The sequence below is a fragment of the Akkermansia massiliensis genome, from assembly GCF_018847375.1.
GTDB lineage: Bacteria > Verrucomicrobiota > Verrucomicrobiia > Verrucomicrobiales > Akkermansiaceae > Akkermansia > Akkermansia massiliensis.
In genome coordinates, this window is record NZ_CP072036.1 from 2547851 (window position 1) to 2573082 (window position 25232).

The window sequence follows — 25232 nt, forward strand, 5'->3', positions numbered from 1 at the left end:
AATGTTCAGGCCGGGTGCTCCGGTTAAATGCCTGCTCCGTAGTCGCAGCCGATTTCCTTCTGCTGCTCGGACAGGTCCTCCAGCGTGACGCGGCCCAGGTAATCCTCAATGACCTTTTGCAGCCCCCGCCAGAAAGGCAGCGTGGCGCAGCTTGACGCCCGCGGGCACGGGCTGTTCTGGGAAGCCGTGCAGGAAAGGGGCAGCAGGGAGCCTTCCGTCAGTTTCAGGATGTCTTCCGTGGTGTATTCCCGGGGATGCCGGGACAGGCGGTAGCCGCCGGACTTCCCCCGGAAACTCTGAACGAAGCCCGCTTTCAGCAGGATGGCGATAATTTGTTCCAGATACCGTACGGTGATGTCCTGCCTGGCTGAAATCTCCTTCAGGGAGATGTAGCCGTCGTCATTGTGCTGGGCAAGATCAATCATCAGGCGCAGTGCATAGCGTCCTCTGGTGGAAACCTTCATCATACCGGATCAATAAACGATATTTCAGGCTGCCCGTCAATCGGGAATGAAGGCACCGCGCGGAATAAGGGAACACGGGCGGACCGCTTCTCCGGCAGAGGGTTCAGTGGATGTAGTGGCGCGGCACCCGGGGGCCTATTCCGGTAAAAATTTCCCAGGAAATGGTACCGGCCTTTTCCGCCAGTTCCGTCACGGGAATGTTCGGCCCCATGATCTCCACGGTCATGCCCGGTTCCGGGTGCGGCACCCGGCTGACGTCCACCATGATCTGGTCCATCGTCACGCGCCCCAGCAGCGGGCAGGAGACGCCGTCCACCATCACGCGGGCGCCCTTGTGGGCCAGGGAGCGCACGTAGCCGTCCGCATAGCCTATGCCCACGGTAGCCACCCTGGTGGGATGGTCCGTTACAAAGGTGCCTCCGTAGGAAATGCCGTGCCCCTCCGGCAGCGTGCGTGCCACCGTCAGGCGGGAGAACAGGGCCATGGCCGGCTTCAACTGCGCGGCCCATGGGGAGGTAATGGGGGAAAAGCCGTACAGCACCAGCCCGGGGCGGCACATGTTGTTGGAGGGAATCTCATAATCCAGGGAAGCGGCGCTGTTGGCCAGATGGCAGTACTTCAGGGGCAGTTTTTCCTGGATGCGGGCGGCCATCTGTTCAAAGCGGGCAATTTGCCGGAGGGTGATTTCCCGGTCCTCGTCCGCGCAGGGCAGGTGCGCGCCCAGCCCTTCCATGTACAGGCTGTCCAGTTCCCCCAGGCGGGAGAGCAATTCTTCAAGCTGGTCCGGCAGGAATCCGCCGCGGCCCATGCCCGTATCCACGGAGATATGGATGGGAAGCGTCTTCCCGTACAGACGCGCCAGGGAATTGTAGTGCACGGCTTCCTCCATGGTGGAGATGAAGGAACGCCAGCCGTTCAGCACGATTTCCTCCCGTTCCTCCGGAAAGGCGGGACCCAGGATATAGGGCCGGGTGCGGCACCCCGCCTGGCTGATGCGCCGCGCTTCCCCCACGTTGGCGACTCCGAAGAAGGCGATGCCTTCCGAATCCAGGGTGCGGCAGACCTGTTCCAGCCCGTGACCGTAGGCTGCCGCCTTTACCACGGGCATGTAATATTCACCCTTGGCCGCCTGCTTGACGACGTTCAGGTTATGGCGGATGGCCCCGAGGTCGATTTCGGCCCAGGCGCGGGGGGGGCTGGTCACTGGCATGATGGAGAAAGGCGGAGAGGTTGGAAAAAGGAGAGAGGCGGCACAGAGGGATTGTCCGCCTTTGCCCGTGCAATGCCAGACGGATTTTTGTCAGTCTTGGTGCAAAAAGAAGGGAGGACGGCAGGAGGGGTGCAGAGACGCATCCGGCATTCGGGTCATTCCGGCTTTTGCGGTAAAGTGCCGGGGCCGGAGGCAGGAGTTTCCAGCTCTGAAGGGGAAGATGCGTGCGGGGCGTCCCGCAGGGTTTTCAGCAGGGCCGCCATGGTGTCTATGTCCTCGTCCGTCATGGAGGAGAGGCCGTCCAGCTTCTTCTTGATGGCTTCAATTTCCTCCTCCCTGTACGGCATGGGTTCTCCCGCATGGGGATGCAGGAAGAAGGAGGTGATGGTGCTGGTCAGCGTTCCCACGAAGCCGATGCCCGTGAGCATCAGGAAAACGGCCAGGAACTTTCCGGGAGTGGTGACCGGGTAGGTGTCCCCGTAGCCCACGGTAGTGGCGGTGACAAAGGACCACCAGATGCCGTTGGGAAGGCTCATGCCTTCCGCCAGATGGATGCCCACGGCCCCCAGCAGGATGATGACCAGGGCGGCAATGCAGATGTACTTGAATCCGTTCGTGTTGAAGAAACGCCTGATGCGCGTGGTGAACCTCATGGCGTAGGAGAACAGGTCCAGGTACCTGGCGAGCCGCAGAATCTCGCCGAGGGAGGCGAACCTGAACAGACGGAACAGCACGTCAAAGGGAATGATGGCCAGCAGGTCCCAGACATGGTCCTTGACGAAGAGCCATTTGGACCTGCTGATGGAGAAGCGGACCACGTAATCCAGCACGAAAATCCAGTAAATGACCCGGTCTGCCGTCACTTCCCATTCCGCCGCCTCGGAAGTCAGGTCAATGGCCGCCAGCGTCACGGCGACCAGGGCCAGCAGGCACATGCCCGTTTGATAGGCCAGCTTCAGGAACAGGAAGTGCCGGGGCATGTGGTGGAACGCGTTCATGACGGGGAATGAAAGGAAAAAGCCGCCCCCGGGGCAGGGAGCGGCTTGTGAAAGAGGCCGTTTCCGCCGGAGGCTTTATTTAAGCAGGAGCTGCTCCATCAGGGCCTGGGAGGACTGGGCCAGCACGGCGGGATCGTCCAGCATGCCGGCGCGGAGCAGGGCGGTGTTCGCGATCTGGTCCGCCACCATCTGGGCCAGTTCCGGATTTTCCGTCCTCAGGGCGGAGAGCTTCTTCACCAGCGGGTTGGAGGGGTTCAGTTCCAGCTGGGGATGGCTTTCGGGGATTTCCTGCCCCATGGCTTTCATGTACGCCCTCATTTCCGGGCCCATGTCATTGCCGCTTTGCAGGGCCACGGCGGCTCCGCTGACCAGGCGCTTGCCCAGGGTGACCTTGGAGAATTTGTCCGGGTACAGTTCTTTCAGCCATTCTTCCAGGGCGGTGGCTTCCTCCTGGGGCAGGGCGTCCTTCTGTTCCTCTTCCAGCTCGGGAAGCTCCACGTCGGCGCGGTCGATCATCGTGACGGGCTTGCCGTCCACGCTGGACAGGGAGTCCAGCACGAACTCGTCCCCGTGGTCCGTGAAGAAGGCAACTTCGTATCCGCGGGCCTTGAAGGCTTCCAGGTACGGGCTGTTTTCCAGGTGGGAGCGGGAGGGGCCGGTGAGCGCGTAAATAGCCGTCTGCCCTTCCTTCATGCGGGTGATGTATTCCTCGAAAGAGGTCGTTTCCTCCGGCTCCGTGGCGGTGGATTCAAAACGGAGCAGCTTGCCTAGGGATTCCTTGTTCGGCCAGGAGGTGACCACCCCTTCTTTCAGGTAGCGGGAAAACTGTCCGTAGAATTCCTTATAGGTTTCTTTTTCGTCCCTGGCAAGTTTGTCCAGGTGCTTGATGAAGCGCTTGGTGATAATGTCGCTGATCTTGCGCACCAGGGAATTGTCCTGGAGCATTTCGCGGGAAATGTTCAGGGGCAGGTCCTCGCTGTCCACCACGCCGTTCAGGAAGCGCAGCCATTCCGGAAGCAGGCCTTCCGGCTTGGCGTCAATCAGCACGCGCTTGCAGTACAGGGAGACGTTGGCGTCCACGCGGCCGAAGCCGAACATTTCCGGATTACGCTTGGGGATGAAAAGCAGGGCATTCAGCATGATGGGGGCGTCCGCGCTGAAATGCATGTAGGACAGGGGCTTTTCATCCGTATGGGAGATAAACTGGTAAAACTCGTCGTATTCCTCCGGCTTCACGTCTGATTTGGACTTGGACCAGATGGCCTGGACGGTGTTGATGTGCTCTCCGTTGAAGTTGATGGGGAAGCCCACGAAGTTGGAATAACGGCGCAGGAGCTCCTTCACGCGGTATTCCTGGGAAAACTCCTCATACTCATCCTTCAGGTGGATGACGATGCGGGTGCCGCGGTCCAGCGGTTCGTCAAGGGTTTCAATGCTGTAGCCCTCCCGTCCGTTGGAAGTCCAGCGCAGGGAGGCCGCCTCCGGTTCGTAGGAATGGGTAAAGACCTCCACCTGGTCCGCCACCATGAAGGAGCTGTAAAAGCCCACGCCGAACTGGCCGATCAGGTCCGCGCCGCCTTCCTGCTTCTGCTTGAGGGCTTCCATGAACTTTTTGGTGCCGGAATGGGCGATGGTCCCCAGGTTTTCCACCAGGTCCGCTTCCGTCATCCCTATGCCGGTGTCCGCGATGGTGATGGTCTTGTTCTCCTTGTCCGTGGTGATGCTGATTTCCAGAGGCTTTTCCGGCTGGTAGATGTTGGAATCCGTCAGTTGTTTCAAGCGCAGCTTCTCCAGGGCGTCGGAGGCGTTGGAAACGAGCTCCCGCACAAAGATTTCCCGGTCGCTGTAAAGGGCGTTGATGACAATGTCCAGCAGCTGCCGGACTTCCGCCTGGAATTGATGCGTTTCTGTATTCATATGGAAAAATGTGTTACGGGTGCCATTATAGGGATCTCGTCAAGGGGATGGACAGTTTTTAAGCGGTGGCAGGAACGCCCCATGTCACAAAAACGGCCTTTTTCCGTCCATGTTCCTGCCGGAGGATTTTTCCTTGAAACAATTCAGGAAACTGATCAGTATAGTTTTATAAACATGATCCTCTTACCATTCTTGAAAAAGGGAGCCATTTTGCTCGCTCTCTGCGGCATGCTGGGCGGCGGCGTGCTTTCCGCCCAGGAGACCGGGTCCGTTCCGATTACGGAAGCGGGCCTGAAGGCGCTGGATTCCAACGTCTTCACCAATGACTTCATGCTGGCGCTGAAACCCAATGTCACGCGTGACCGCATCGCCAAAATCAAGGATCCCTTCGTGCGCGGGCTCGCCCGCCAGATGGCGGAGAAAAAATATGACCGCAAGGCGCGCGCCATCACGGCGGAACCGTACGAACCGGTCAAGGACCTGGCGGACCGCCTGCGCACCAGCCAGTACAGCAAGTTTGAAAACCCCACCGGCATCTTTTTTGAGGAAGGGGAGGACGTGCTGCTGGTCATGGAAGACCCCAAAGGGGAAAAACTGAACCTGGTCATCCACAACTTCGGGCGTGACGGAGGCCGCAGCTCCTACCCCCTCAAGGCGGGAATCAACATCATCAAGGCGAAAAACAAGGGGCTGGGCTACATTGAATACTTCACGCCCAACTACAAGAAAGCTCCCAAGGTACGGCTCTCCATCCCGTCCGGCAAGGTGAACGGCGTGTTCGTGGGAGGCGTGAGCAAGAACAGCGACTGGAAGAAGATGCTGGAAAATTCCCCCACGGAGGTGGTGGACATCGTTGGCAGCCGCGTGCACCTGGTTTATCCGGTGGAGGAACTCAAGAAATTCTGCCCGGACAAGGGGGAGGAACTGATCGCCCTGTATGACAAGATCATCGGCATGGAGCAGCAGATCATGGGCCTGTACAAGTACAAGATGCTGCCTAAAAACCGGATGTTCGGCCGCGTGATCTGGAATGGCTTCATGCACGCGGACGGCACGGGCGCCGCCTTCCACAACGGCACGATGGGGGAAGTGGGCAATCCGGACAAGATTCCCGGCAGCGCCTGGGGCATCGCCCATGAATTCGGCCATGTCAACCAGGTGCGCCCCGCCATGAAATGGGTATCCACCGGGGAAGTGACCAACAACATTTACTCCGCCTACGTGAACTACATGCTGAATCCCTCCAGCATGCGCCTGGAGCATGAACGCATCAACGGCGGGGACGGCAACATGATCGGCGGCCGCTTTAACGCCTACCTGAACAACGGCATCCTGAAGGGGGAAAACTGGCTCATCCAGACTGGCCCGGACAAGCGTTCCGGAGGGGACAACCGCCCGATGGTGCACGACCACTTTGTCAAGCTGGCTCCCCTGTGGCAGTTGGAGCTGTATTTCAAGGTGGCCGGGAAGGGCAATCCCGACTTCTATCCGGACATCTTCTACAAGGCCATCAAGATGGACACCAAGGGGAAGAAGGACGGCGAGCTTCAGCTTGCGTTCATGAAGAACGCCTGCGACGTCTCCAAACAGGACCTGACGGATTTCTTCCAGAAGACCGGCATGCTCAAGCCCATTGACCAGGAACTGGACGACTACACCTGCGCCCGCATGACCATCACGGAGTCCGATTGCAAAAACCTGATTGCGTACGCCAGAAAGTACAAGAAGCCGGAAAGCCCCGTCATTTACTACCTTTCCGTCAACAGCGTGGAGGCGTACAAGAACCGCCTGCCCGTCCGGGGCGCCTGCAACCAGGGCATCACGGAACAGGGCAACCGGCGCATCATCTCCCATGACGTGTGGAAAAACGCCGCCGTCTTTGAAACCTACAAGGATAAGGAAATGGTCCGCATCACCATGGTGGGGACGGATTCCAAGGACAACTCCTCCACCACGGTTCCCTATCCGGAGGGCTCCACCCGGATTGAGGCCGTTTCCTGGGATGGCAAGCGTACGCTGGCGTACGGCAAGCGTCCCGCCAAATAAAAGCTTAAGAGGTTAGCGTGTTCGGGCGCCGCCGTTCTCCGGAACGGCGGCGCTTTTTCATGGGGGTGTTCTCGCTCCATGACGGCCCTCCGGCCACAGGAAAGCGGCCAGGTGAATAATCGCCCCATACGTCTTCTCCGGTGTATTTTTATGGCCGCGTCCCGGGAACAAGGGCTCCCGCCCCTTGCAAAACCATGAACGGCAAACGCAGAAATTTCCCTTTGCCGCGCTTGGGATAAGTTCAGGTACGAAAACCGGAATGCTTTCGCTCTTATCAGGCCTGCTGCATGCCCAGGACACCGTGGCTGATTTCTTCATCGTGAAGCTCCATCTTGCCCCCGGAACCTGCGTGGCCTTTTCCGCCTGTACTTCCTTCCGGTTTTCCAGTAAGAGGTGAAGAAGCAAGCATGGCCGCCATCGTCAACGACCTCAGTGAATATTTGAAAACCAGTCCTTATATTGACTGGAAGCATGAGCTGGTGCTGGACAGGGCCGCCCGGCTCCGCGCCGCAGGTAAAGGAGAGCTGGAATGGATAGCAGGCGCCTACCGCTTCGTGAGGGATGAAATAAGCCATTCATGGGATGCGCAGGATAAAAGAGTGACGGTTTCGGCGTCAGACGTGCTGCGGGAGAAAACGGGCATCTGCTGGGCTAAGGCGAATCTGCTTGCGGCCCTGCTCAGAGCCTGCGGCATCCCGGCGGGGATATGCTACCAGCGGCTGACGCTGGAAGATACGCCGGGAAGCGGGTACTGCATCCATGCCCTGAATGCGGTTTTTCTGCAAGATCCGGGCAGGTGGATCAGACTTGACGCCAGGGGCAATAAAGAGGGCATCCGGGCGGAGATGGATTTGGAGAAGGAACGGCTCGCGTTCCGCGTGAGGCCGGAAATAGGGGAAGCGGATTATCCTGAAATTTACGCGGAACCCTTGCAGCTCACCATGGACGTGCTGGAAAACAGCACGGACGCCCTGACATGTACCTCCATTCCCTGCCGGGAGAAATTTAGCGGAACAGGCGGCTGTTCCGTGCTCCCGCTCTGAATGCAGGAGGAACGGTTCCCGGGGCGCCGCAGGCCTCTGCGGTTTCTGAACGGAATGCGGCCAGGGACTGCGCCCTTTTTTATTATTCCTTCGCTGACGCTTGATTTTCTTTCAATTGACGCAAGAGGTTAAGCCGCTCCAGACGGCTGCATATGGAACATTAACGCATAAAAAAGCCTCTGCCGTTCGGCAGAGGCGGTGACGGAAAGAATCAGTTCTTGCAGCAGGATTCCCCGCTCCTTGGGCAACCGAGGCGCGCCTTCAGGATGCGCTTGAAATCCGTGCCCAGCAGGATGAAGCCTCCGGCCATCATGGCGATATCCTTGATGACGAGGCGTCCCGCCCCGGACAGATAGGGGAAGCCGTGGTTGGGTCCGCCCAGGTCGGGCACCCACGTTTCCGGGGTGGTTATCAGGAAGGACAAGGTTCCGGCGGTCATGATGATGAGCAGGCAGTCGCCGATGAGGCCCACCTTCGGGAAAAAGAGGCCCAGCAGTACGAGCGTGCCGATGGAGACGATCAGGATTCCCAGCCCGTAGGCAAAGCCGTAGGTGTTGTTTTCCTTGTGCCATGCGATATTGGCCGGCACCACGGCTCCCTCCTTATTCATGTGCTGCTTGTATTCGGGAGCCTTCTTGTCGTAGAAGAAACTCATCATCGGGCTGTTGGCTACGAAGGGAACAATGCCGTCCGCTTCATACTGGAAGGCCTTGAGGCCGCCAATCCAGGCAAAGACGATGAAGACGGCCACTCTCAGAAAATTGATGCCGAACCGTTGGACGGTCTCGGCGTATCGGAGGCATTTTTCAGGGGACGGGCATGTAGTAGGCATATCCGCTTGTAATACTGAAAATATTCATCGTCAAGGGAATTTAGTTTAATTCCAAATATTCCTATAGGAATATAAAATGCAGACAAGCCGTAAGACATTCTTTTTTAATATGATGGTGTTTTTTTAGATGTGAGTGGAAAAACTGGAAAAGGAGAGATATAAATGGCTGCCTTTCCAGAGCTTGGCTTGCTGCGCTCCCAGGATGGATTCCCGAAGGCCGGGAGGCCTTCATTCCCAGGCGGCCTGTTTCGTTCAAGCTGCGGGAACATGTCTTCCTCTGCCTTTCCTGATGGCTGCGGTGCCGGGGTCAAGAGAGTGATTTGTTCCACGTTCGGCTTCCCTCATTCTGCGGAGTTCATGCTTCGCATTCCGTCCAGCCGCGCAAACCGTTTCCCGGGCCCCCTGCCGCATACAGCCGGAAAAGTTTTTTACTTTTGAACGGGGGCGGGGGAACGGCTGTATAACATGGGATGGATAAGGCAGGAACTTCCGGAAGCATGAAGGGAAAGATGCTGCTGCTTGTGGCCTTTTTGATCATTTGTTTCAATCTGCGGACCGGATTTGACTCTCCGGACCCGCTGTTGGGAACGATTGAAAAGGATATGGGCCTTTCCCTTGAAAATTCAGGGCTGTTTGCCCTGCTGCCCGTGTTTGTGCTGGGCGTGGCCGCGCCCATTTCTCCGCGCGTGGCGCGCTGGCTGACGCCGTGGAAGATCATTTTCTGGTTCCAGCTTCTGGCCGTGGCCGGTATTTTCTGGCGCAGCTGGGACGGCGTGGCGGGCCTGTACGGCGGCATGGTCCTGATGGGGCTGGGCATGGGGATTGCCGGAGCGGCTATTCCCGGACTGATCAAGCACCAGTTTCCGGACCACGCCTCCGCCATGATGGGCATTTACAGCGCCATGATCGGCGTGGGGAGCGCGGTGGCCTCCGGCCTGTCCGTTCCCATCTCCAACATGCTGGGCGGCTGGCGCTTTGGGCTGGGAATATGGATTATTCCCATCCTGCTGGGAATGCTGGTGTGGGGCGCGTACTTCCTCAAGCATCCGGTAGGAGTGTTCCAGCGCGATCCGGATTCTTCCGGCCGCAACCTGCTGCGCAGCAGCAAGGCATGGCAGGTCACCATCTTTTATTTGAGCCGGGTGGGGGCAGCCTATTTCTTTTACACCTGGATTCCCATCTTCCTGAGGCAGCGCGGCATGAGCTACGTGGACGCAGGTTTCATCCTTTCCGTAGCCATGTTTGCCCAGCTTCCCGCCACGCTCTCCGCGCACGCTCTGGAAAAAGCCACGGGGGGCCGGGGCCTTCTCATCGTGATGGCCATGGCCCTGGCGGCTCTTTCCTGCTGGGGCATCCTGTATCTTCCGCTGGACTGGGCTGTCTGGATGGCCATTCTGTTCGGCCTGGCGACGGGAACCGTTTTCAGCCGCGGAATGGCGCTGATGGTGGAACGGGCCAGAACCCCGTCGGAGGCGATCAGGCTTTCCGGCATGTCCCAGGGCATCGGCTTCACCATGGGCGCTGCCCTGAGCCTGCTGTTCACCTCCTTCCTCCACCAGGGCGGTTCCTTCCTGCCGTTCTGCCTGGTTTATACCTTTTTCTGCGTGCTCGGCATGATTTCCGGCCGCATGTCCGCCCAGCCGGGGTATGTGTAAATTGTTAATTGAAAATTAGTGACTTTATAAATGGTTTTTTATTATATTTATAATTTTTTCTGTAATATTTTGTTTTATTAAAAGATTTCCAAACTTTCTATTTATGACCTGATGAATTAGATTCATCTATTCCGACTTTATGGGAAATAGAAAAAATTATCTTGAAAAATTATATTTCTTTGCTATTAAATAAGAGATACGAAAAATACTGTATGAAAGACGATAATCAAAAAATGAGTACGCGTATTTCTTGTCTACTTGAACCATCCACTCTTTCCAAAGCCGATTTTCTTCGGTTTTATGAAAAACAAAGGGAAAATGGAGATTGGACTTTTTATGAAGAAAGAGAGTTTATGGAGAATTTATTTTGTACTAGACTAAACTATTTTTTCATTATTTTTTCATTAATTCTAATGGCAGCTGTAACAGTAAGGAGCAATGCTAATCTCATATGGATACTACTTATTGGCGTGATAATTCAATCGTTATTGTGGTTTTCTGTTTACAGAATTTACATAAAATTGGATATCGTTCTTAAAATATTACATAATCTTGATGAATATCATGTATTCTCTGTAACAGATAAATGCTTAAAAGAGAGAAAACATTGTTCTTTTAAAGTTGTTTCTCTTCTTGGTACATGGTTGCCTCTTTTGTGTGTTGCAATATGGTGCATTGGATTATGTTTGACTGTATTAGGATATATATCTTCCAATTAATGATCGTTTTCCATCCATATATCACCGATAGATATTGAATAAAAATAAATTTATTGTGATATTATTTGGAAAATAATATAAGAGGAACTATATGATTCCAATGATGAAGGAAACAATGAAAGTTTGATCTTTTCAAAATCAGGTGCAATGACTTTGTGATCTGCCCTCCGAAGGGCTTGACGCTGGCGGGGGGGACGGGTAAGCTCTTGCCCGTCAAATTTTATGAAGGAAGAGATTGTACGCATTCAACGGGATGCCCTGGCGCGCATCGCCCAGGTGTCTGACAGGCGCGGCGTGGAAGACGCGCGCGTAGCCATCCTCGGCAAAAAAGGGGAACTGACCATGGCCCAGACGGGCATGAAGGACGTTCCCAGGGAGGAAAAGCCCGCCGTCGGCCAGTTGCTTAACGAGGCCCGCAAGGCTATTACGGAAGCGCTGGACGCCAAGCTGGAGGAAGTGCAGGCCCAGGCGGACAAGGCCGCCGTGGCCGGCGTTGACCTGACGCTTCCGGCCCGCTCCCTGCCGCAGGGCGGCCTGCATCCCCTCACGATCGTGCGGGATGAAGCCATCCGCATTCTGCGCCACATGGGTTTTGCCCTGGCGGACGGCCCGGAGATTGAGGACGAGTTCCACTGCTTTGACGCGCTGAACACGCCGGAGGACCATCCGGCCCGCAATGAGAAGGACACGTTTTACTTTGATTCCGGCAAGCTGCTGCGTACGCACACCTCCACCGTGCAAATACGCTCCATGGAGAAGCAGACGCCCCCCGTGCGCGTGATTTCCCCCGGCTCCGCCTACCGCCGTGACGAGATTGACGCCACGCACCTTTCCGCCTTCAACCAGCTGGAAGGCCTGTATGTGGACACGGACGTTTCCGTGGGCGACCTGAAAGGGACGCTGGAATACTTCCTGCGCGCCCTCTTCGGCTCCGATACGGAAGTGCGCTTCCGCCCCCATTTCTTCCCGTTCACGGAACCCAGCTTTGAAATTGACGTGAAGCTGAAGGTGGACGGCCAAGAACCGCGCTGGGTGGAGATCGCCGGCTGCGGCATGGTGGACCCGAACGTCTTTGAAGCCGTGGACCGCGAACTGGGGCTGGAACCCGGCGTGCAGGCCCGCTACACGGGGCTGACCGGATTTGCCTTCGGCATCGGCCTGGACCGCCTGGCCATGATCCGCTGGGGCATCCGGGACATCCGCGCCCTGATTGAGAACGACGTGCGCTTCCTTGCCCAATTCCAATAATTTTTACCTTACTCAGATATGAAAATTTCCCTTAACTGGCTTTCCCAGTATATTGACCTGGCCGGCCTGAGCGTGGACGAAATGTCGGACATGCTGACCTTTGCCGGCATTGAAGTGGAAGACATCCGCCAGCAGGGCGTGGACTCCCCGTACGTGGTGGTGGCCCGCGTGGCTGCCGCGGAACAGCATCCCCAGGCGGACCGCCTGAAAGTCTGCCAGGTGGACGTGGGCGACGGCACGCTGCACCAGATTGTGTGCGGCGCGCAGAACTACAAGGTGGGGGACAAGGTTCCCTGCGCCCTGCCGGGAGCGGTGCTGCCCGGCAACTTTGAAATCAAGGTGGGCAAGCTGCGCGGGGTGGAATCCCGCGGCATGCTCTGCTCCGCTTCCGAACTGGGGCTGCCCGACAAGGAGCACGGCCTCTGGATTCTTCCGCAGGAGCTGGAACCCGGCACGCCGATCTCCCAGGTCGTCAAGGCGGATACGATGGTGGAAGTGGAAGTGACGCCCAACCGTCCGGACCTGCTTTCCCACAACGGCATGGCGTATGAACTGGCCGCCATCTCCGGACGGGAGTACAGGCCCGTTTCCATTGATGACGCCGGGGTGGAGCTGGAACCCGCCGGGGACTTCGTGCGGCTGGACCAGCCGGACCTGAACCCGTACTACACCGCCGTGAAAATCAGCGGCGTGAAGGTGCAGGAAAGCCCGGAATGGCTGAAGGAACGCCTGGTGGCCATCGGCCTGCGCCCCATCAACAACATCGTGGACGTCACCAACTACGTCCTGCATGAACTGGGCACGCCCCTCCACGCGTTTGACGCGGCGAAGGTGCAGGGCGGCATCGTCACCCGCACCGCCTACGAAGGGGAAACCTTCAAGGCCCTGGACGGGCAGGAATACACCCTCAACTGCACGGACCTGGTCGTCGCGGACCAGTCCGGCAAGGCGCTCGCCATCGGCGGCGTGATGGGCGGGGAGGAAAGCGGCGTGACGGAAGCCACTACGGACATTATTCTGGAATCCGCCTGGTTCAAGCCCTCCTCCGTGCGCGCCACGTCCCGCAGGCTGGCCCTGTCTTCCGACTCCTCCTACCGCTTTGAACGCGGCACCTCCGCCTGGAACGTGTTGCGCGGTTCCGTGCGCGCCGTGGAACTGATTCTCCAGCTGGCGGGCGGCACGGCCTCCAAGACGTATGTGGCCGGCGCCCCCGTGGCGAATCCGGCCCATGCCTGCATGCCTTCCTGCGGGGAGCCGGACGGCCCCGTTTCCGCGTTCGCTTCCCTGAAGCAGGGGAAGGGCGCCACGGTGACCAATGAACTGGGCTTCGTGAAGCTTCCCTGGAAGGCTCTGGACCAGATGTCCGGCGGTTCCATTTCCCACGAGGAAGGCGCGCGCATCCTGGCGGCGCTGGGCCTGATGCAGGTTCCGGACGCCCCGGAATGCTGGCTGATCCCCTCCCACCGCCTGGACCTTACGCGCCCCTGCGACTTGCTGGAGGAAATCGTCCGCGTCTTCGGGCTGGACGGCATCCCGTCCCGCTTCTCCGGCCCCTTCGTCACGGAATCCCCCGTAGACGTGGCCTATAACTTCCAGATGGGCCTGCGCCGCAAGCTGGCGGCCCTGGGGTTCTATGAAACCCAGACCATCAAGCTCATCGCCTCTGAAGCCGCTGACGGCGCCATCGCCCAGGTGAAGGACGCGCTACCCCTGCGCCCCCTGCAGGACGGCGACCTCATCCGCGTGTCCCTGCCGCTCAGCGAGGACCACTCCGTACTGCGCCCCGCGCACACGCCCGGCCTGATTGCCGCCGCCGTGCGCAACAGCAACCAGGGCGTCTCCGGCCTGCGCTTCTTTGAACTTGGCCGCGTCTTCCGCAATACGGGCGGCGGCAAGGGCAGGGACATTGAAACGGATACCCTGGGCATCCTGCTTTCCGGGGACCGCACGGCGCGCTCCTGGGCGGACCCCAGGCCGGAACAGGCCTCCTTTGAAGACCTGCTGGCCGTCATGGAAGCGCTGGCTCCGGGCCACCGCTTTACGCTGACCCCCGCCAAACCGCGCGAACAGGCCGCCCTGGGGGCGGACGTGCAGCTTGACGGGAAGGCCTGCGGCTACTTCGCCCGCCTGTCCCTGGCGCGTTGCCGGGAGCTGGGCCTGGACCAGCCCGTGTACGTGGCGGAACTGGACCTCCGCAAGATGCAGGAAATTCTCACCGCTCCCGTGAAGGCCGCGGAACTGCCCCAGTTCCCCGGCTCCTCCCGTGATGCGGCCATGGAACTGCCCCTTTCCACGCCCAATGCGGACATCGTGAAAGCCATTGAAGCCGCACGGGAAAAACTGCTTGTCAGCTACTCCTGCTTTGACGTATTCACGGACCCCTCCGGTGAAAAGCTCCCGGCGGACCGCAAATCCATTGCCTACACCTTCCTGTACAGGGATCCGGCCAAGACCCTCACGGCCGCGGAAGTGGACGCCGCGCACCAGCGCGTGCTGAAAGCCCTGGCGGACAAGGTAAAGGGCCTTTCCTTCAGATAACCCCCGTCAACGGGCCGCGCGTTTCATGAACCGGAGCGCGCGGCCTCTCTTTTCATTTCCCATGCACCTGACTTCCCTGCGCCATGCGGGCCTGGCTGCCGCCCGCGTTCTGATGATGGCGGCATGGTTCGGCCTGTCCGTATGGGCGGCGGGCGTGGTATTTTACAATGTATGGGGCGGCGCCGTGCTGGTGTGGCTTTACCTGGCGGCCATGGCGTGCGCCTTCATCTTCCGCAGAAAGCGGCCCGTATTCTGGCGCGCCTCCTGGGGCGTGCTGGCCCTGCTGCTGGCGTACTACCTGTGCATTCCTGCGACGAACGGCAAGGAATGGCAGCCGTCCTGGAGCCGGTTGCCCGCCGTGGAAATCAACGGGAATGAAATCCTGGTGAAGGACGTGCGCAGCTTCGTTTACCGGACGGAGCGGGACTTTGACGTGCGCTACGTGACGCGCCGCTTTGACCTGGACAAGCTGGCCACGCTGGACTTCGCCGTGAGCCACTGGGACGGAATGGAATTTGTAGCCCACACCATGCTCTCCTTCGGCTTTGAGGATGGGAAGCATTTGGCCCTGTCCGTGGAGACGCGCCTGCCGGAAGGGGTGGAGCAGGGGACCGTTCCGGGCCTCTACAAGCAGTTCAACGTGATTTACATCCTGGCGGACGAGGAAGATTTGTTCGACTTGCGCACCACCTACCGGAAGGAGGACATGTACCTGTACCGCATCAACATCGGCAGGGAAAACCTGAAAAAGGCCTTCCTGGGCTTTGCGGAGAAAATCAACAGCCTCCATGAACGCCCGCGTTACTACAACACCGTCACCGCCAACTGCACGACGGAGCTGGTGGATACGTTCAAGAACTACCTGGGCGTGCGCCGCTGGCAGTGGACGCCCCTCTTCAACGGCATGTGCGACCAGGACGCCTATGACCGGGGGGAGCTGCTCCATCTGCCCGGAGAAAACTTCCGTGAACTGAAAAAACGCTCCTTCCTGGGGCATGGCGGGGAAGGGCTGGACTGGGCAGCCCTCCGCCGCCGCTGGGAGGAGGGCTGGCGCACGGACCCGTCCGCTCCGGTCAAAGAGTAGCGAACTGGAAGTGCATCCAGTCGTAATCGCGTGCGCGTCCCAGGGATACGGCCCCCTCCGCCTCCACGAACTGCCAGAAGGCCGCGTACTCCGGTCCGGACAGTACCGCTTTCGGTGCAGGGATGTTCAGGCCGTTCCTGTCCGGGTCCATGTCCACGGCAATGCCCCAGGCATGCATGGACGTGGCCTTCCCGCCGATGATGGAGCGGTTGTTGAAGCAGCCTCCGTACAGGTCCAGCCCCAGTTCCCGTATCTTCTCCATGCCGTAATGGTCCAGGGTGGCCTGGAAAATGCGGAGGAGCGGTTCCGCCACCAGCTTGTGGCAGCGCATGGTGGAAACGGTCGTGTTCCTCTCCCATGCCAGTCGCATGATGTATGGCAGCCGGATACTGGTCATGTTGCTTTCATCCCCCGCGCGGCCGAAGACGGACTTCCCGGAGCGCACTTCCTCCTGGCTGGGCCAGGAATGTTCCGGCTGGCGGATGCCCAGTTTTTCCATCAGGGCTTGCGCCGTCCGGGGACCGGGGATGCCGTCCGCATCCAGTCCCAGATGCTGTTGAATCAATTTCCAGTGTTCTTTCATAGGAGTTCACGCTAGGAGTTTCCTCCCGTAAGTTCCACATTTTTCCTGCCAGCGGCATTCCTGCCTTTCCGGAAGGGGAGAAAAAGAAGCGGGGTGTCTTTTATGTTGCGGAAAGGACTCATTCTGCTACACTTTTATTCACCTTTTATTTTATGAATTCAGAACCATCCAACGTTGTCAAATTTTACAATGGGGAACAAATTCCCCTGGAACTGCATAAAGTCCGCGTGGTGCAGAAGCTGCATCTTGTCCCCGTGGAACGCCGTCTGGAAGCCGCGCAGGAAGCCGGGTTCAACACGTTCCAGTTGAGCACGAACGACGTTTACCTGGACATGCTGACGGATTCCGGCGTCAACGCCATGAGCGACAACCAGATCGCCGCCATGTTCCGTGCGGACGACGCCTATGCCGGTTCCCAGAGCTTTGACCGCCTGAAGCAGGCCGTATGGGACGTCTTCGGCAAGGAATACCTGCTTCCCGCCCACCAGGGCCGCGCCTGTGAAAACATCATCGCCCGCACCTTCGTGAAGCCCGGGGACGTGGTTCCCATGAACTACCATTTCACCACCACGCACGCCCACATTGACCTGAACGGCGGCAAGATTGAGGAACTGGTGGCGGATGACGCCGTCAACCCGGTCAGCACCAACCCCTTCAAGGGCAACCTGGACCCCGCCAAGCTGCGCGACTGCATCGCCCGCCATGGGGCGGACAAAATTCCCTTCGTGCGCATGGAGGCCTCCACCAATTTAATCGGCGGCCAGCCTTTCTCCATTGCCAACATGCGTGAAATCCGCGGCATTTGCGACGAATTCGGCATCATGCTGGTGCTGGACGCCTCCCTGATCGGGGAAAACGCCTACTTCATCAAGATGCGTGAAGACGAGTTCAAGGACTCCTCCTGCGCTGACATCCTGAAAACCATGTGCGGCCTGGCGGACCTGGTATACTTCTCCGCCCGCAAGGTTTCCTCCTCCCGCGGCGGCGGCATCTGCACGAACGACCGCTCCATCGCCAAGAAAATGGAGCACCTGGTTCCCCTGTTTGAAGGCTTCCTGACCTACGGCGGCATCTCCGTGCGTGAAATTGAAGCCATGGCCGTGGGCCTGTATGAAACCACGGACCTGACCGTGATTTCCCAGAGCCCCTCCTTCATTGAATACTTCATCGGCCAGATGGTGGACATGGGCATTCCCTGCGTGACCCCCGCGGGCGGCCTGGGCGCCCATATTGACGCCGGGCGCTTCCTGCCCCATATTCCGCAGGAGGACTATCCTGCCGGGGCCCTGGCGGCGGCCTTCTTCATCGCCTCCGGCGTGCGCGGGATGGAACGCGGCACGCTCTCCAGCGTCCGCGACGAAAACGGCGACGACATTCTGGCGGATGTGGAACTGCTCCGCCTGGCCTTCCCGCGCCGCGTCTTCACGCTGTCCCAGGTCAAATACGTGGCGGACCGCATGAAATGGCTCTACGACAACCGCGACCTGATCGGCGGCCTGGAATTCGTGGAGGAACCGCCCGTGCTGCGCTTCTTCATGGGCAAGCTCCGCGCCAAGAGCGACTGGCCTGAAAAACTGGCGGCCAAGTACCGCCAGGACTTCGGGGAAAGCCTGTAAGCGCCTTTTCTCAGTTCTCAACCATTTGCAAGGGCTGAACCGTCTGGTTCGGCCCTTGCCGTCATGAAAGTCTTCCTGCGTGGAAAGATGCAGCGGGCATGCCGGGGATATGTCCTTCCTCCGTTATTTTTCCCACTGTCGCGTTGCTGAAAATAAGGGGCTGCCGCCCTTATCGGCTCCGAACGGAACATGAAAAGGGTAAAAAATTCCCTTTGCTGCGCTGCGGAAAGGGATTCGGCCAAGAGGCCGGAAATCCGGACAAGCCCGGTAGAACGGAAAGCGAAATTTCAAGCCCGCAGGGCAAATGAATCTGAAATGCTCCTTCACTCCCTGGCGCAATAGAATACCTTAGATTATTAATTGATGGCGGAATTTCTCCCGGCGTTTGCAGGAGAGCCGCATGCCTGCGCGGCAACCTGATCAGAATGCGGACAAAGGCCGCATCTGTTTTTAAAAGAGGGCTCTCTTCCTCTCCATCCGGTTTCATGGCCGCAAGCGCCTTCAGAGCTCCTGGCTGCGGATAAACTCGAGCATGGCGCGGATGTCCTCCGCGGCCATGGCCGTCTTTGACTTTTCAATCAGAAGATTGCGCCCCGTCATGATGTAGGACGGGAAAATGCGGAGCCCCATGGCATGAAAGGGCGTCCTGCGGAGCTTGTAGGTGGAGCCGGCGGGAATGGCGCTCTTCCCCGTCTTGCTGCGGGCAATCATGTTGAACGCCTTTTTGGCTACATCCCCCATCAGCATCACGGCGCGGAGATTCGGGAAAAGGGACAATTCCCGTTCCAGCACGGGGAGGCTCTCTTCAATCATTTCCTGCGGCACCGCGCTTTCCCTTTTGGGCCTCTTGACGGCGTTGGTGATGTAAATGCCGGCTTCCGTCACGTCACGGATGGAAGAGGCTGGGAGGCCGCCCCGGCGGAACAGGGGCAGGGCGGTGGACAGGTACAGCGGCGCGGGGGCGTTCCCGTAAAAATCGTCTTCCGGGCATTCCGGAACCACTTCATTGACCATCACGGCCAGGATGGACGCCGGGTCCACGCACAGGGAAGGGAGCTGCATCCCCTCCGCGGCCGCCGCCTTCAGTTCTTCCGCCAGGTCCAGCATGAACGGGAGGTGGGGGTCAGAAATTGATCAGGCCCTGCTTCCAGCATATCCAGACGGCCGCCGCCGCGATGAGCAGGATGATGACGAAGGCGGTGCCTGCGGAAGATTTCTTTCTGGCCTTGGGCAGGGCTTTCCGCGCCACTCCTCCGGCTTGCAGGGTTCCTGCGGCCGCCATGGCGTTGATGTAATCGTTCCATGCTTTGGCGGAATGGAAGCGGCTGCGTTCATCCGGAGACAGGGCCTTGTCAATCCCGGAAAGGAAGTTCATGGGGTATGTCTTCCGCAGGGCCGCGTAACTGGTCACCTTCGGGTTGCGGTCCACCACGGAACGCTGGTCCGCCGGGTGGGGAACCTGGCCCGTAAGCAATTCGTAGAACGTGGCGCCCAGCTCGTACATGTCGCACCAGGGGCCGATTTCGCTCCGGCGTCCGGGGTAGAATTCCGGCGGCGTGTAGCCGGGAGTGATCTGGACGAGGCCCTGGTGCTGGAGGGTCTTGGTGCGCACGGCGCCGAAGTCGATCAGCTTGGGCGTGCCGTCCGGCTGGATGAAGATGTTTCCCGGCTTGATGTCGCAATGGTAAACCCCCATGGCGTGAAGATAGTGCAGGATGTCCAGCAGGCGGAACAGAAGGTCCGTGGCCCGTGCCGGCTCCATGCTCTGTCCGGTGGCGTGCATGGTGGTCATCAGGTCGAACAGGGTCTGCCCCTGGATGTTTTCCATAACGTAATAGCAGGTGCCGTTGGCGTCAAACATGTCGAACACCTGTACGATGCCGGGGTGGTTGAGCTGGGCCAGGACGGAAGCCTCCTGCCGGGAGTTGGAAATGCTCTGGGCGAAGTTGACGGCGGCCTGTTCGTCCCGCGGGTGGACGAAGCCGGTTTCCATGTCCCGGTAGGCGTAGGCGTCCGGCATGCATTCCTTGATGACGACGTACCGGGAATGGGGATTGTCCAGCGCCAGGTACGTAATGCCGAAGCCTCCGGCGTTCAGCACATTCAATATCGTATACTTGTCTTGCAGAACGGTATTGTTCGCAAGCGGGTAAACCAGGGTTTCTTGTTCCATGTCAGGGGGGAGGGCGGGTTGGGGCCGGGAAAATCTTTAATTCAATACGCAAGTTCTGTCAAGAATCTCTCTGCCGTATTCAATAACAGGAAACCCGGAATTCATATTCCTCCACGCTGCCGCGTTCCAGGCAGGCGGCCAGCCAGTCGAACAGGGCGCCGAATTCCCCGCCCAGGGTTTCCCCGGTATCGGCCTCCAGCGCCTTCAGGCGGCTGGAAGCCAGGCGCACGGGCGTCAGCTCCGCCAGCAGGGCGGCGCATTCCTCGTCCCCTGCCTTGAAAATCTCTTCCGCCCCCGGCAGTTCGCACAGGCGTTCGTCTGCAATTTCCAGGCACACGACGCCTACGCCGAATTCGGCGGCCAGTCCGCGCAGCGCGGCGCATTCGGAATCATCCGGAAGTTCCCCCACGATGACCAGTTCCCCGCACTGCGCCCAGCGGGACGTGGCCAGGGTCCTGAAAAACTCCCTCCTGCCGTCTTCTCCTCCGGGCATGCGGGCCACGCAGACGCTGCGGATGCCCATCATGGGCGCTCCGATCATGCGGCGGCGCTGAAGCGCGCTTTGGTCGAAGACCAGCGCGTTCCCCTCCCATTCCCCATCCGGCCATTCCACGACGGCCAGGTCCGGCTTCACCCATGAGGTTCCCGTTTCACTGGTGCTGAACACGAAAACCCCGCGGCCCGTGGTATCATACTGGCGCACGGCCAGGGCCAGCGCCTTGGCGCGGCAGTTCAGCGCGTCCGGTTCGTTTTCCCCCAGAAACAGGGGCAGCAGCCCCCTGGCCGCCGGTTTGCCGTCCCGGTCCCGAACGCGCCTGTAATAGCCCTGGCCGCGCTCCACCTTGGCGATTTCCGAGTCCGGCTCGGAGGCCATGAAGGAGAAATGGTAGCGCAGGGAGGCGTCTGAATACTCCTCACCCAGCCTCAGGCGCACCAGGCGGATGAGTTCGGTCCCCTTGATGGCCTGGGCCGGGTCGGAAGGCAAAAGTTCCGGAAGCAATTCTTCCAACTGGGATCGTAGACTCATACGCGCCCCATGAGAACACGGGAGGGAAGCTTCTTCAAGGCGGAAGGAGTTCAGCACATGAAATAAAAAGCTCTTTTATTTGTTCCGGAATACGGCAAGATGGTCCGCATGGCATGGATTACCTCCGGTTATATACCTTCGCCCAGGCGCATGGCCGTAATCGCCGGTACCACCTTCACGCAGCTCGTGCGGATGAAGGTGTTTCTCTTTCTGGGCCTCTTTGCCGTGGCTCTGCTGGCCCTGAGCTCCTTCCGCCTGAGCGCGGTGCTGGGGCCGGAAACCGGGGGAATCAATGAACTCGTTCTGCTGAAAAACTCCGCTTACGGCGCCATGCGGGTGTTCGGCCTCTTTTTCTGCGTGGCGGCCACGGCCCTGATTATCCCCAAGGACGCGGAAGACCGCATCCTGTACACCATCCTGTGCAAGCCGGTTCCTCGCATCGACTACCTGATGGGGAAGGTGCTGGGGGTGCTGGCCCTCACCCTGATCGCCGTGCTGCTGATGGACGCTGTGATGACGCTGGTGCTGTGGCTGCGGACGGATACGGTAGTGGCGGAGCAGATCGCCTCCCTGAAAGGCCGCTATACGGTGGAGGAAATGCAGCCGTACCTGGACAGAATCCGCCTCCAGGGCGCTACCTGGAACGTGCAGACGGGCCTGGGCGTCATGATGTGCGAATTCGTGGTCCTCTCCTCCCTCACGCTGCTGATGTCCTGCATGACGAACGGAACCATCATCAGCGCGCTGCTGACGTTCATGGTCTATCTGGCGGGGCTGTTCCAGACGCAGGCGCTCTCCCTGTGGGTGGGCTCCGGAACGGGAGGCATCTCCTGGTGGGAAATGGCGGGCAGCAGGCTGTTTGCCCTCATCTTTCCGAATTTCCAGATTTATTCCGTAACGGATTCCGCCCTGAACGGGCAGACCATTCCCCTTTCCCTGTTCGGCAGTCTGGCCCTGATTACGCTGGGGTACTTCGTCTTTCACATGACGCTGGCCGCATGGCTGTTCAGGAAAAAGGAATTTTAACCTGGAAAAGTATGGAAGACATCATCAATGCACGTTGCGGTTGGGCCGGAACAGACGAACTATATATAAAATACCATGACGAAGAATGGGGCAAACCCGTTACCGACGACAAAACCCTGTTTGAATTTCTGGTGCTTGAAAGCGCCCAGGCAGGCTTGGCCTGGATTACTATCCTCCGGAAACGCGAAGGATACCGGGAAGCCTTCCATGGCTTTGATGTGGAGAAAGTAGCGCAAATGACGCCGGAAGACATCGACCGGTTGATGCAATTTGATGGAATCGTCAAAAACCGTTTGAAAATCAATAGCACAGTCAATAACGCGAAACTGTTTATGGCTGTTCAGAAAGAATTCGGCAGTTTCTACCAGTATGCCCTTTCATTCTTCCCCGGCCGTCAGCCTGTTGTTAACAATTTCAAGACCCTAAGCCAAATCCCCGCCACATCTCCCGAATCTGACGCCATGAGCAAAGACATGAAAAAGAGAGGCTTCAAATTCTTCGGTTCAACGATGTGCTACGCTTTTTTCCAGGCGGCCGGCTTTGTGAACGACCATGTGGAAGGCTGCTTCTGCAAAGCAAATCAGGCGGAATAGACTGGAGATTAGCCGTTTACAATTTTTACGAATAATTTGCCACTGAAAGCTGGAGGAAACAGGTGCAAAAGTTTATCTTTCACTTTCACAGGTTGTAATTAATATCTTTATTTTCTATAAACCGTTTATATTTTTGACCGCAAGAAAATCATCAACCATGAAAACAGGTATCATTGGACTGGGAAAAATGGGCGGCGCCCTCCTGCGCGGCATGCTGAAAGCCGGAGCGGTGTCCCCGGAGGAAGTCTGGGTGTACGACCACCACCATGAAAACGTGCAGGCCCTTCAGCAGGAATACCCCGGCGTGCATGAAGCGGCCACGGAGGCGGATGCGGCGGACGCTGTGGAGGCCCTGATTCTGGCCGTTAAGCCGCACGGCGTACTTTCCCTCATTTCCTCCCTTTCCGAACGGGGGGAGGAGCTGCCGCTGTTGATCTCCATCGCTGCCGCCATCTCCCTGGATGACATGGAAGCCTGCGCCAGCGACGGAACGCGCATCGTGCGCGCCATGCCCAATACCCCGTGCATGGTGCTGGCCGGGGTCATCGCCTACAGCACGGGAGCCGCCGTGACGGATGAAGATGAGGAGGCGGCCCGGCGGCTGCTCTCCGGCTGCGGCTCCGTCTACAAGGTGGAGGAAGCCAGGATGAACGCTGTTTCCGCCATTTCCGGCAGCGGGCCCGCCTACATGTTTACGGTGCTGGACGCTCTTTCGGACGCCGGCGTAGCCATGGGACTGTCCAGGAAAACCGCCCTGGAAATGGCCGTGGAAACCATGCGGGGGTCCGCCCTCATGCTGGAACAGACCGGGAAGCATCCCATGGCGCTCCGGGATGAGGTGACTTCCCCCGGAGGCACCACGATTGCCGCCCTGAACGCGTTGGACGAATGCGGATTCCGCAATGCCTGGATTCAGGCGGTGAAAAGCGCCGTGCGGCGGGCGGAGGAAATGGAGGAGCATTGACGCATGCGCTCTTAAACGCTCCCGGGAACCGGATTGGCTAAAACGCGTGCGGCGCGCCTTTACCTGTTCCGGAACGGCGTTTCCCTCTGCTTCCGGAGCTCCGGGCTTTGCAGGTTGAACTGGACTTTCCGGATGGATTTCAGCGGGATTCTGACTTTTCCCAGCGCTGCGGAACGCCCTTCCATGAAGCCGTTCCTGAGGGTCTCCAGGTTCAGTGAAAGGATGCTCTGGTCCGTCAGGAAAACGCGGGTGTCCGCGCCGTCCTCCGGCAGTTTCTTCTCCTCCTGGCTTTTCTGGTCCAGGGCGCGCACCTTGGCGGTGGGGATGGTCACGTCATAGTGGTCCGACTTGATGCGGATGGAGCCGTTTTCCTGGAGGGAAATGGCTCCCCGGAGCACGTCTCCGTTCACCAGCAGGGCCTTGTCCCTGGAGGCGTCCGTGTCGTACTTGGAAATGATGTCCTGTTCCTCCGCCAGGTGGGGGAGGGCGCCGTTCCAGTCAAACACGTTCAGGTTGAACACGGCCATGTTCAAGCCGTCGTAACCGCTCACGGCAAGAGTGTTGCCCGGTTTGAATTCATGCTTTTTGGAGGCTTCCCTGTCTTCTTCCTCATCGTCCCCGCTTTCATTCTCAAAGATATTGTCCATGTCCTTGACCTCTTCCCACCGGCCAACCTGTTCTCCGTTGACGTACAGGTAGTAATTGCCTTTTTCCGGGTCGGCGTAAAAATGAACGTCGGAACGCTTGACGCTCTTGTCGGCATACCAGTTCCGCTCCGTGTTCCTTTTCACCCTCCCCAGCGTCCGGTACTGGCCGGAACTATTCTTGGAGAGTTCCGCCTTTTCCAGGGAGAGGCCCAGGTCAATGCTGCTTCCGGAGTTGGAGTCCTGCCAGAGGGAGAGATTGATCCGGAATGTATTGGTATGGTAAAGGGAAAACTGTACATGGAGGCGGGACGGCATGGGGAAGGAGGTTTGCAGTTCCGTATTGTTGGAGCCGCGCATGATCCAGTACCCGTTGCGGCATTCCGGGAGCATGCTGTTGGCGGAGGACTTCCAGCCCTGGAGGGATTCCGTCGCGTTGCGCAGGTAGGCTTTCTGGGAGTCGAACCCGATGTGCCGCACGTACTTCCTGTTGACGGGAAGCAGGCCGCCCCACGCGGTTTGCAGTTGAAGGCTCTCCGTATCCAGCGCCTTCAGGGTGCCGTAAAACTCGTCCCCGTTGGCGAGCCTGATGACGGAAAACTGCTCCGGTATCTCCAGCGGACGGGAAGAAACCAGCTCGTCAAGCTCCTCCAGGTTGACATCCACAGGTTTGGAAAGAATGCTGGAGCGGACTTTCAGGTACGGGCTGTCCAGCGTGTCCAGGCTGCCCGGCAGTTTTTCCCCGGATTTAAGCGTAATGACCCCTTCCGCCCGTGCGGTGGGCGGAAGGGCGGCGGCCAGCAGGATGCAGGCACCCAGGAAAAGCGTTATTGCTTGTTTCATGGCGGATAT

At 58.7% G+C, this 25232-nt stretch carries 21 protein-coding genes and 1 pseudogene; 11 read left to right on the forward strand and 11 right to left on the reverse strand.

Features of this window, described 5'->3' with window-relative positions; translation table 11 throughout:
* Nucleotides 1-23: 23 nt before the first annotated feature.
* The 4 genes from J5W70_RS10635 to htpG form a co-directional block, all read right to left on the reverse strand.
* Entirely contained in the window at nucleotides 24-464 is a 441-nt protein-coding gene (locus J5W70_RS10635; RefSeq protein ID WP_102722359.1) for an RrF2 family transcriptional regulator, read from the reverse strand.
* 103 nt (nucleotides 465-567) lie between these two features.
* Complete coding sequence (gene alr / locus J5W70_RS10640) at nucleotides 568-1674, reverse strand: alanine racemase (RefSeq protein ID WP_022396051.1); 1107 nt, start codon at nucleotides 1672-1674, stop codon at nucleotides 568-570.
* Nucleotides 1675-1829: 155 nt separating this feature from the next.
* Nucleotides 1830-2672, reverse strand: a complete 843-nt coding sequence (locus J5W70_RS10645; protein WP_215832812.1) for a potassium channel family protein — start codon at nucleotides 2670-2672, stop codon at nucleotides 1830-1832.
* A gap of 75 nt (nucleotides 2673-2747) precedes the next feature.
* Entirely contained in the window at nucleotides 2748-4589 is a 1842-nt protein-coding gene (htpG, locus tag J5W70_RS10650; RefSeq protein WP_022396053.1) for a molecular chaperone HtpG, read from the reverse strand.
* Between the two features lie 174 nt (nucleotides 4590-4763).
* On the opposite strand from htpG, the gene J5W70_RS10655 reads away from it, so the two are divergent.
* Nucleotides 4764-6635 carry a M60 family metallopeptidase gene (locus J5W70_RS10655; protein WP_022396054.1) on the forward strand — a complete coding sequence of 624 codons (1872 nt, stop codon included), beginning with the start codon at nucleotides 4764-4766 and terminating at the stop codon, nucleotides 6633-6635.
* 274 nt (nucleotides 6636-6909) lie between these two features.
* Here the strand turns inward: J5W70_RS10655 and J5W70_RS12855 are convergent, their stop codons facing one another.
* Nucleotides 6910-7044 (reverse strand): hypothetical protein, encoded by a 135-nt coding sequence (locus tag J5W70_RS12855; RefSeq protein ID WP_257228523.1) that lies wholly within the window; start codon nucleotides 7042-7044, stop codon nucleotides 6910-6912.
* Here J5W70_RS12855 and J5W70_RS10660 point away from each other — a divergent pair.
* Nucleotides 7043-7644, forward strand: a pseudogene (locus J5W70_RS10660) (transglutaminase domain-containing protein). The gene J5W70_RS12855 and the pseudogene J5W70_RS10660 overlap by 2 nt on opposite strands.
* A 245-nt stretch (nucleotides 7645-7889) precedes the next feature.
* Here the strand turns inward: J5W70_RS10660 and J5W70_RS10665 are convergent.
* Nucleotides 7890-8510 carry a DUF417 family protein gene (locus J5W70_RS10665; RefSeq protein ID WP_022396057.1) on the reverse strand — a complete coding sequence of 207 codons (621 nt, stop codon included), beginning with the start codon at nucleotides 8508-8510 and terminating at the stop codon, nucleotides 7890-7892.
* Nucleotides 8511-9007: 497 nt separating this feature from the next.
* Between J5W70_RS10665 and J5W70_RS10670 the strand changes: the two genes are divergently transcribed.
* From J5W70_RS10670 to J5W70_RS10690, 5 genes are all read left to right on the forward strand, one after another.
* On the forward strand, nucleotides 9008-10165 hold the full coding sequence (locus J5W70_RS10670; RefSeq protein WP_022396058.1) for an MFS transporter: 1158 nt from the start codon (nucleotides 9008-9010) through the stop codon (nucleotides 10163-10165).
* Between the two features lie 212 nt (nucleotides 10166-10377).
* Nucleotides 10378-10884 carry a hypothetical protein gene (locus tag J5W70_RS10675; RefSeq protein WP_146016934.1) on the forward strand — a complete coding sequence of 169 codons (507 nt, stop codon included), beginning with the start codon at nucleotides 10378-10380 and terminating at the stop codon, nucleotides 10882-10884.
* Nucleotides 10885-11106: 222 nt separating this feature from the next.
* Nucleotides 11107-12132 carry a phenylalanine--tRNA ligase subunit alpha gene (locus J5W70_RS10680; RefSeq protein ID WP_022396059.1) on the forward strand — a complete coding sequence of 342 codons (1026 nt, stop codon included), beginning with the start codon at nucleotides 11107-11109 and terminating at the stop codon, nucleotides 12130-12132.
* 18 nt (nucleotides 12133-12150) lie between these two features.
* On the forward strand, nucleotides 12151-14670 hold the full coding sequence (gene pheT, locus J5W70_RS10685; protein WP_022396060.1) for a phenylalanine--tRNA ligase subunit beta: 2520 nt from the start codon (nucleotides 12151-12153) through the stop codon (nucleotides 14668-14670).
* 61 nt (nucleotides 14671-14731) lie between these two features.
* Entirely contained in the window at nucleotides 14732-15754 is a 1023-nt protein-coding gene (locus J5W70_RS10690; protein WP_215832813.1) for a lipoprotein N-acyltransferase Lnb domain-containing protein, read from the forward strand.
* Here J5W70_RS10690 and J5W70_RS10695 read toward each other — a convergent pair.
* Nucleotides 15744-16337: a M15 family metallopeptidase gene (locus J5W70_RS10695; protein WP_022396062.1), complete on the reverse strand. Its 594-nt coding sequence runs from the start codon at nucleotides 16335-16337 to the stop codon at nucleotides 15744-15746. The two genes, J5W70_RS10690 and J5W70_RS10695, sit on opposite strands and share 11 nt — an antisense overlap.
* 152 nt (nucleotides 16338-16489) lie before the next feature.
* Between J5W70_RS10695 and J5W70_RS10700 the strand changes: the two genes are divergently transcribed.
* On the forward strand, nucleotides 16490-17953 hold the full coding sequence (locus J5W70_RS10700) for a tryptophanase (protein ID WP_022396063.1): 1464 nt from the start codon (nucleotides 16490-16492) through the stop codon (nucleotides 17951-17953).
* A 501-nt stretch (nucleotides 17954-18454) separates the two neighbouring features.
* On the opposite strand, the gene J5W70_RS10705 is transcribed toward J5W70_RS10700, so the two are convergent.
* The 3 genes from J5W70_RS10705 to J5W70_RS10715 all read right to left on the reverse strand — a co-directional run bounded on the left by J5W70_RS10705 (nucleotide 18455) and on the right by J5W70_RS10715 (nucleotide 21153).
* Nucleotides 18455-19057, reverse strand: coding sequence for a uracil-DNA glycosylase family protein (locus tag J5W70_RS10705; protein ID WP_417194336.1), 603 nt, complete (start codon nucleotides 19055-19057; stop codon nucleotides 18455-18457).
* Nucleotides 19058-19076: 19 nt separating this feature from the next.
* Nucleotides 19077-20126 carry a serine/threonine protein kinase gene (locus J5W70_RS10710; RefSeq protein ID WP_022396065.1) on the reverse strand — a complete coding sequence of 350 codons (1050 nt, stop codon included), beginning with the start codon at nucleotides 20124-20126 and terminating at the stop codon, nucleotides 19077-19079.
* Nucleotides 20127-20205: 79 nt separating this feature from the next.
* On the reverse strand, nucleotides 20206-21153 hold the full coding sequence (locus J5W70_RS10715; RefSeq protein WP_022396066.1) for a hypothetical protein: 948 nt from the start codon (nucleotides 21151-21153) through the stop codon (nucleotides 20206-20208).
* A gap of 150 nt (nucleotides 21154-21303) precedes the next feature.
* Here J5W70_RS10715 and J5W70_RS10720 point away from each other — a divergent pair, with 150 nt between their 5' ends.
* The 3 genes from J5W70_RS10720 (at nucleotide 21304) to proC (ending at nucleotide 23736) form a co-directional block, all read left to right on the forward strand.
* A complete protein-coding gene (locus J5W70_RS10720) occupies nucleotides 21304-22179 on the forward strand; it encodes an ABC transporter permease (RefSeq protein WP_146017775.1) in 876 nt (291 codons plus the stop codon).
* An 11-nt stretch (nucleotides 22180-22190) separates the two neighbouring features.
* Nucleotides 22191-22772, forward strand: a complete 582-nt coding sequence (locus J5W70_RS10725) for a DNA-3-methyladenine glycosylase I (protein ID WP_022396068.1) — start codon at nucleotides 22191-22193, stop codon at nucleotides 22770-22772.
* 157 nt (nucleotides 22773-22929) lie between these two features.
* Entirely contained in the window at nucleotides 22930-23736 is an 807-nt protein-coding gene (gene proC, locus J5W70_RS10730) for a pyrroline-5-carboxylate reductase (RefSeq protein WP_022396069.1), read from the forward strand.
* 59 nt (nucleotides 23737-23795) lie between these two features.
* Here proC and J5W70_RS10735 read toward each other — a convergent pair whose 3' ends face one another.
* Complete coding sequence (locus J5W70_RS10735; RefSeq protein ID WP_022396070.1) at nucleotides 23796-25223, reverse strand: hypothetical protein; 1428 nt, start codon at nucleotides 25221-25223, stop codon at nucleotides 23796-23798.
* Between the last annotated feature and the right edge of the window lie 9 nt (nucleotides 25224-25232).

Bases quoted from the DNA above. Each gene is read 5' to 3' on its own strand.
- J5W70_RS10635 (WP_102722359.1), bottom strand. From the start codon at position 464: ATGAAGGTTTCCACCAGAGGACGCTATGCACTGCGCCTGATGATTGAT.
- alr (WP_022396051.1), bottom strand. From the start codon at position 1,674: ATGCCAGTGACCAGCCCCCCCCGCGCCTGGGCCGAAATCGACCTCGGG.
- J5W70_RS10645 (WP_215832812.1), bottom strand. From the start codon at position 2,672: ATGAACGCGTTCCACCACATGCCCCGGCACTTCCTGTTCCTGAAGCTG.
- htpG (WP_022396053.1), bottom strand. From the start codon at position 4,589: ATGAATACAGAAACGCATCAATTCCAGGCGGAAGTCCGGCAGCTGCTG.
- J5W70_RS10655 (WP_022396054.1), top strand. From the start codon at position 4,764: ATGATCCTCTTACCATTCTTGAAAAAGGGAGCCATTTTGCTCGCTCTC.
- J5W70_RS12855 (WP_257228523.1), bottom strand. From the start codon at position 7,044: ATGCTTGCTTCTTCACCTCTTACTGGAAAACCGGAAGGAAGTACAGGC.
- J5W70_RS10665 (WP_022396057.1), bottom strand. From the start codon at position 8,510: ATGCCTACTACATGCCCGTCCCCTGAAAAATGCCTCCGATACGCCGAG.
- J5W70_RS10670 (WP_022396058.1), top strand. From the start codon at position 9,008: ATGAAGGGAAAGATGCTGCTGCTTGTGGCCTTTTTGATCATTTGTTTC.
- J5W70_RS10675 (WP_146016934.1), top strand. From the start codon at position 10,378: ATGAAAGACGATAATCAAAAAATGAGTACGCGTATTTCTTGTCTACTT.
- J5W70_RS10680 (WP_022396059.1), top strand. From the start codon at position 11,107: ATGAAGGAAGAGATTGTACGCATTCAACGGGATGCCCTGGCGCGCATC.
- pheT (WP_022396060.1), top strand. From the start codon at position 12,151: ATGAAAATTTCCCTTAACTGGCTTTCCCAGTATATTGACCTGGCCGGC.
- J5W70_RS10690 (WP_215832813.1), top strand. From the start codon at position 14,732: ATGCACCTGACTTCCCTGCGCCATGCGGGCCTGGCTGCCGCCCGCGTT.
- J5W70_RS10695 (WP_022396062.1), bottom strand. From the start codon at position 16,337: ATGAAAGAACACTGGAAATTGATTCAACAGCATCTGGGACTGGATGCG.
- J5W70_RS10700 (WP_022396063.1), top strand. From the start codon at position 16,490: ATGAATTCAGAACCATCCAACGTTGTCAAATTTTACAATGGGGAACAA.
- J5W70_RS10710 (WP_022396065.1), bottom strand. From the start codon at position 20,126: ATGGAACAAGAAACCCTGGTTTACCCGCTTGCGAACAATACCGTTCTG.
- J5W70_RS10715 (WP_022396066.1), bottom strand. From the start codon at position 21,153: ATGAGTCTACGATCCCAGTTGGAAGAATTGCTTCCGGAACTTTTGCCT.
- J5W70_RS10720 (WP_146017775.1), top strand. From the start codon at position 21,304: ATGGCCGTAATCGCCGGTACCACCTTCACGCAGCTCGTGCGGATGAAG.
- J5W70_RS10725 (WP_022396068.1), top strand. From the start codon at position 22,191: ATGGAAGACATCATCAATGCACGTTGCGGTTGGGCCGGAACAGACGAA.
- proC (WP_022396069.1), top strand. From the start codon at position 22,930: ATGAAAACAGGTATCATTGGACTGGGAAAAATGGGCGGCGCCCTCCTG.
- J5W70_RS10735 (WP_022396070.1), bottom strand. From the start codon at position 25,223: ATGAAACAAGCAATAACGCTTTTCCTGGGTGCCTGCATCCTGCTGGCC.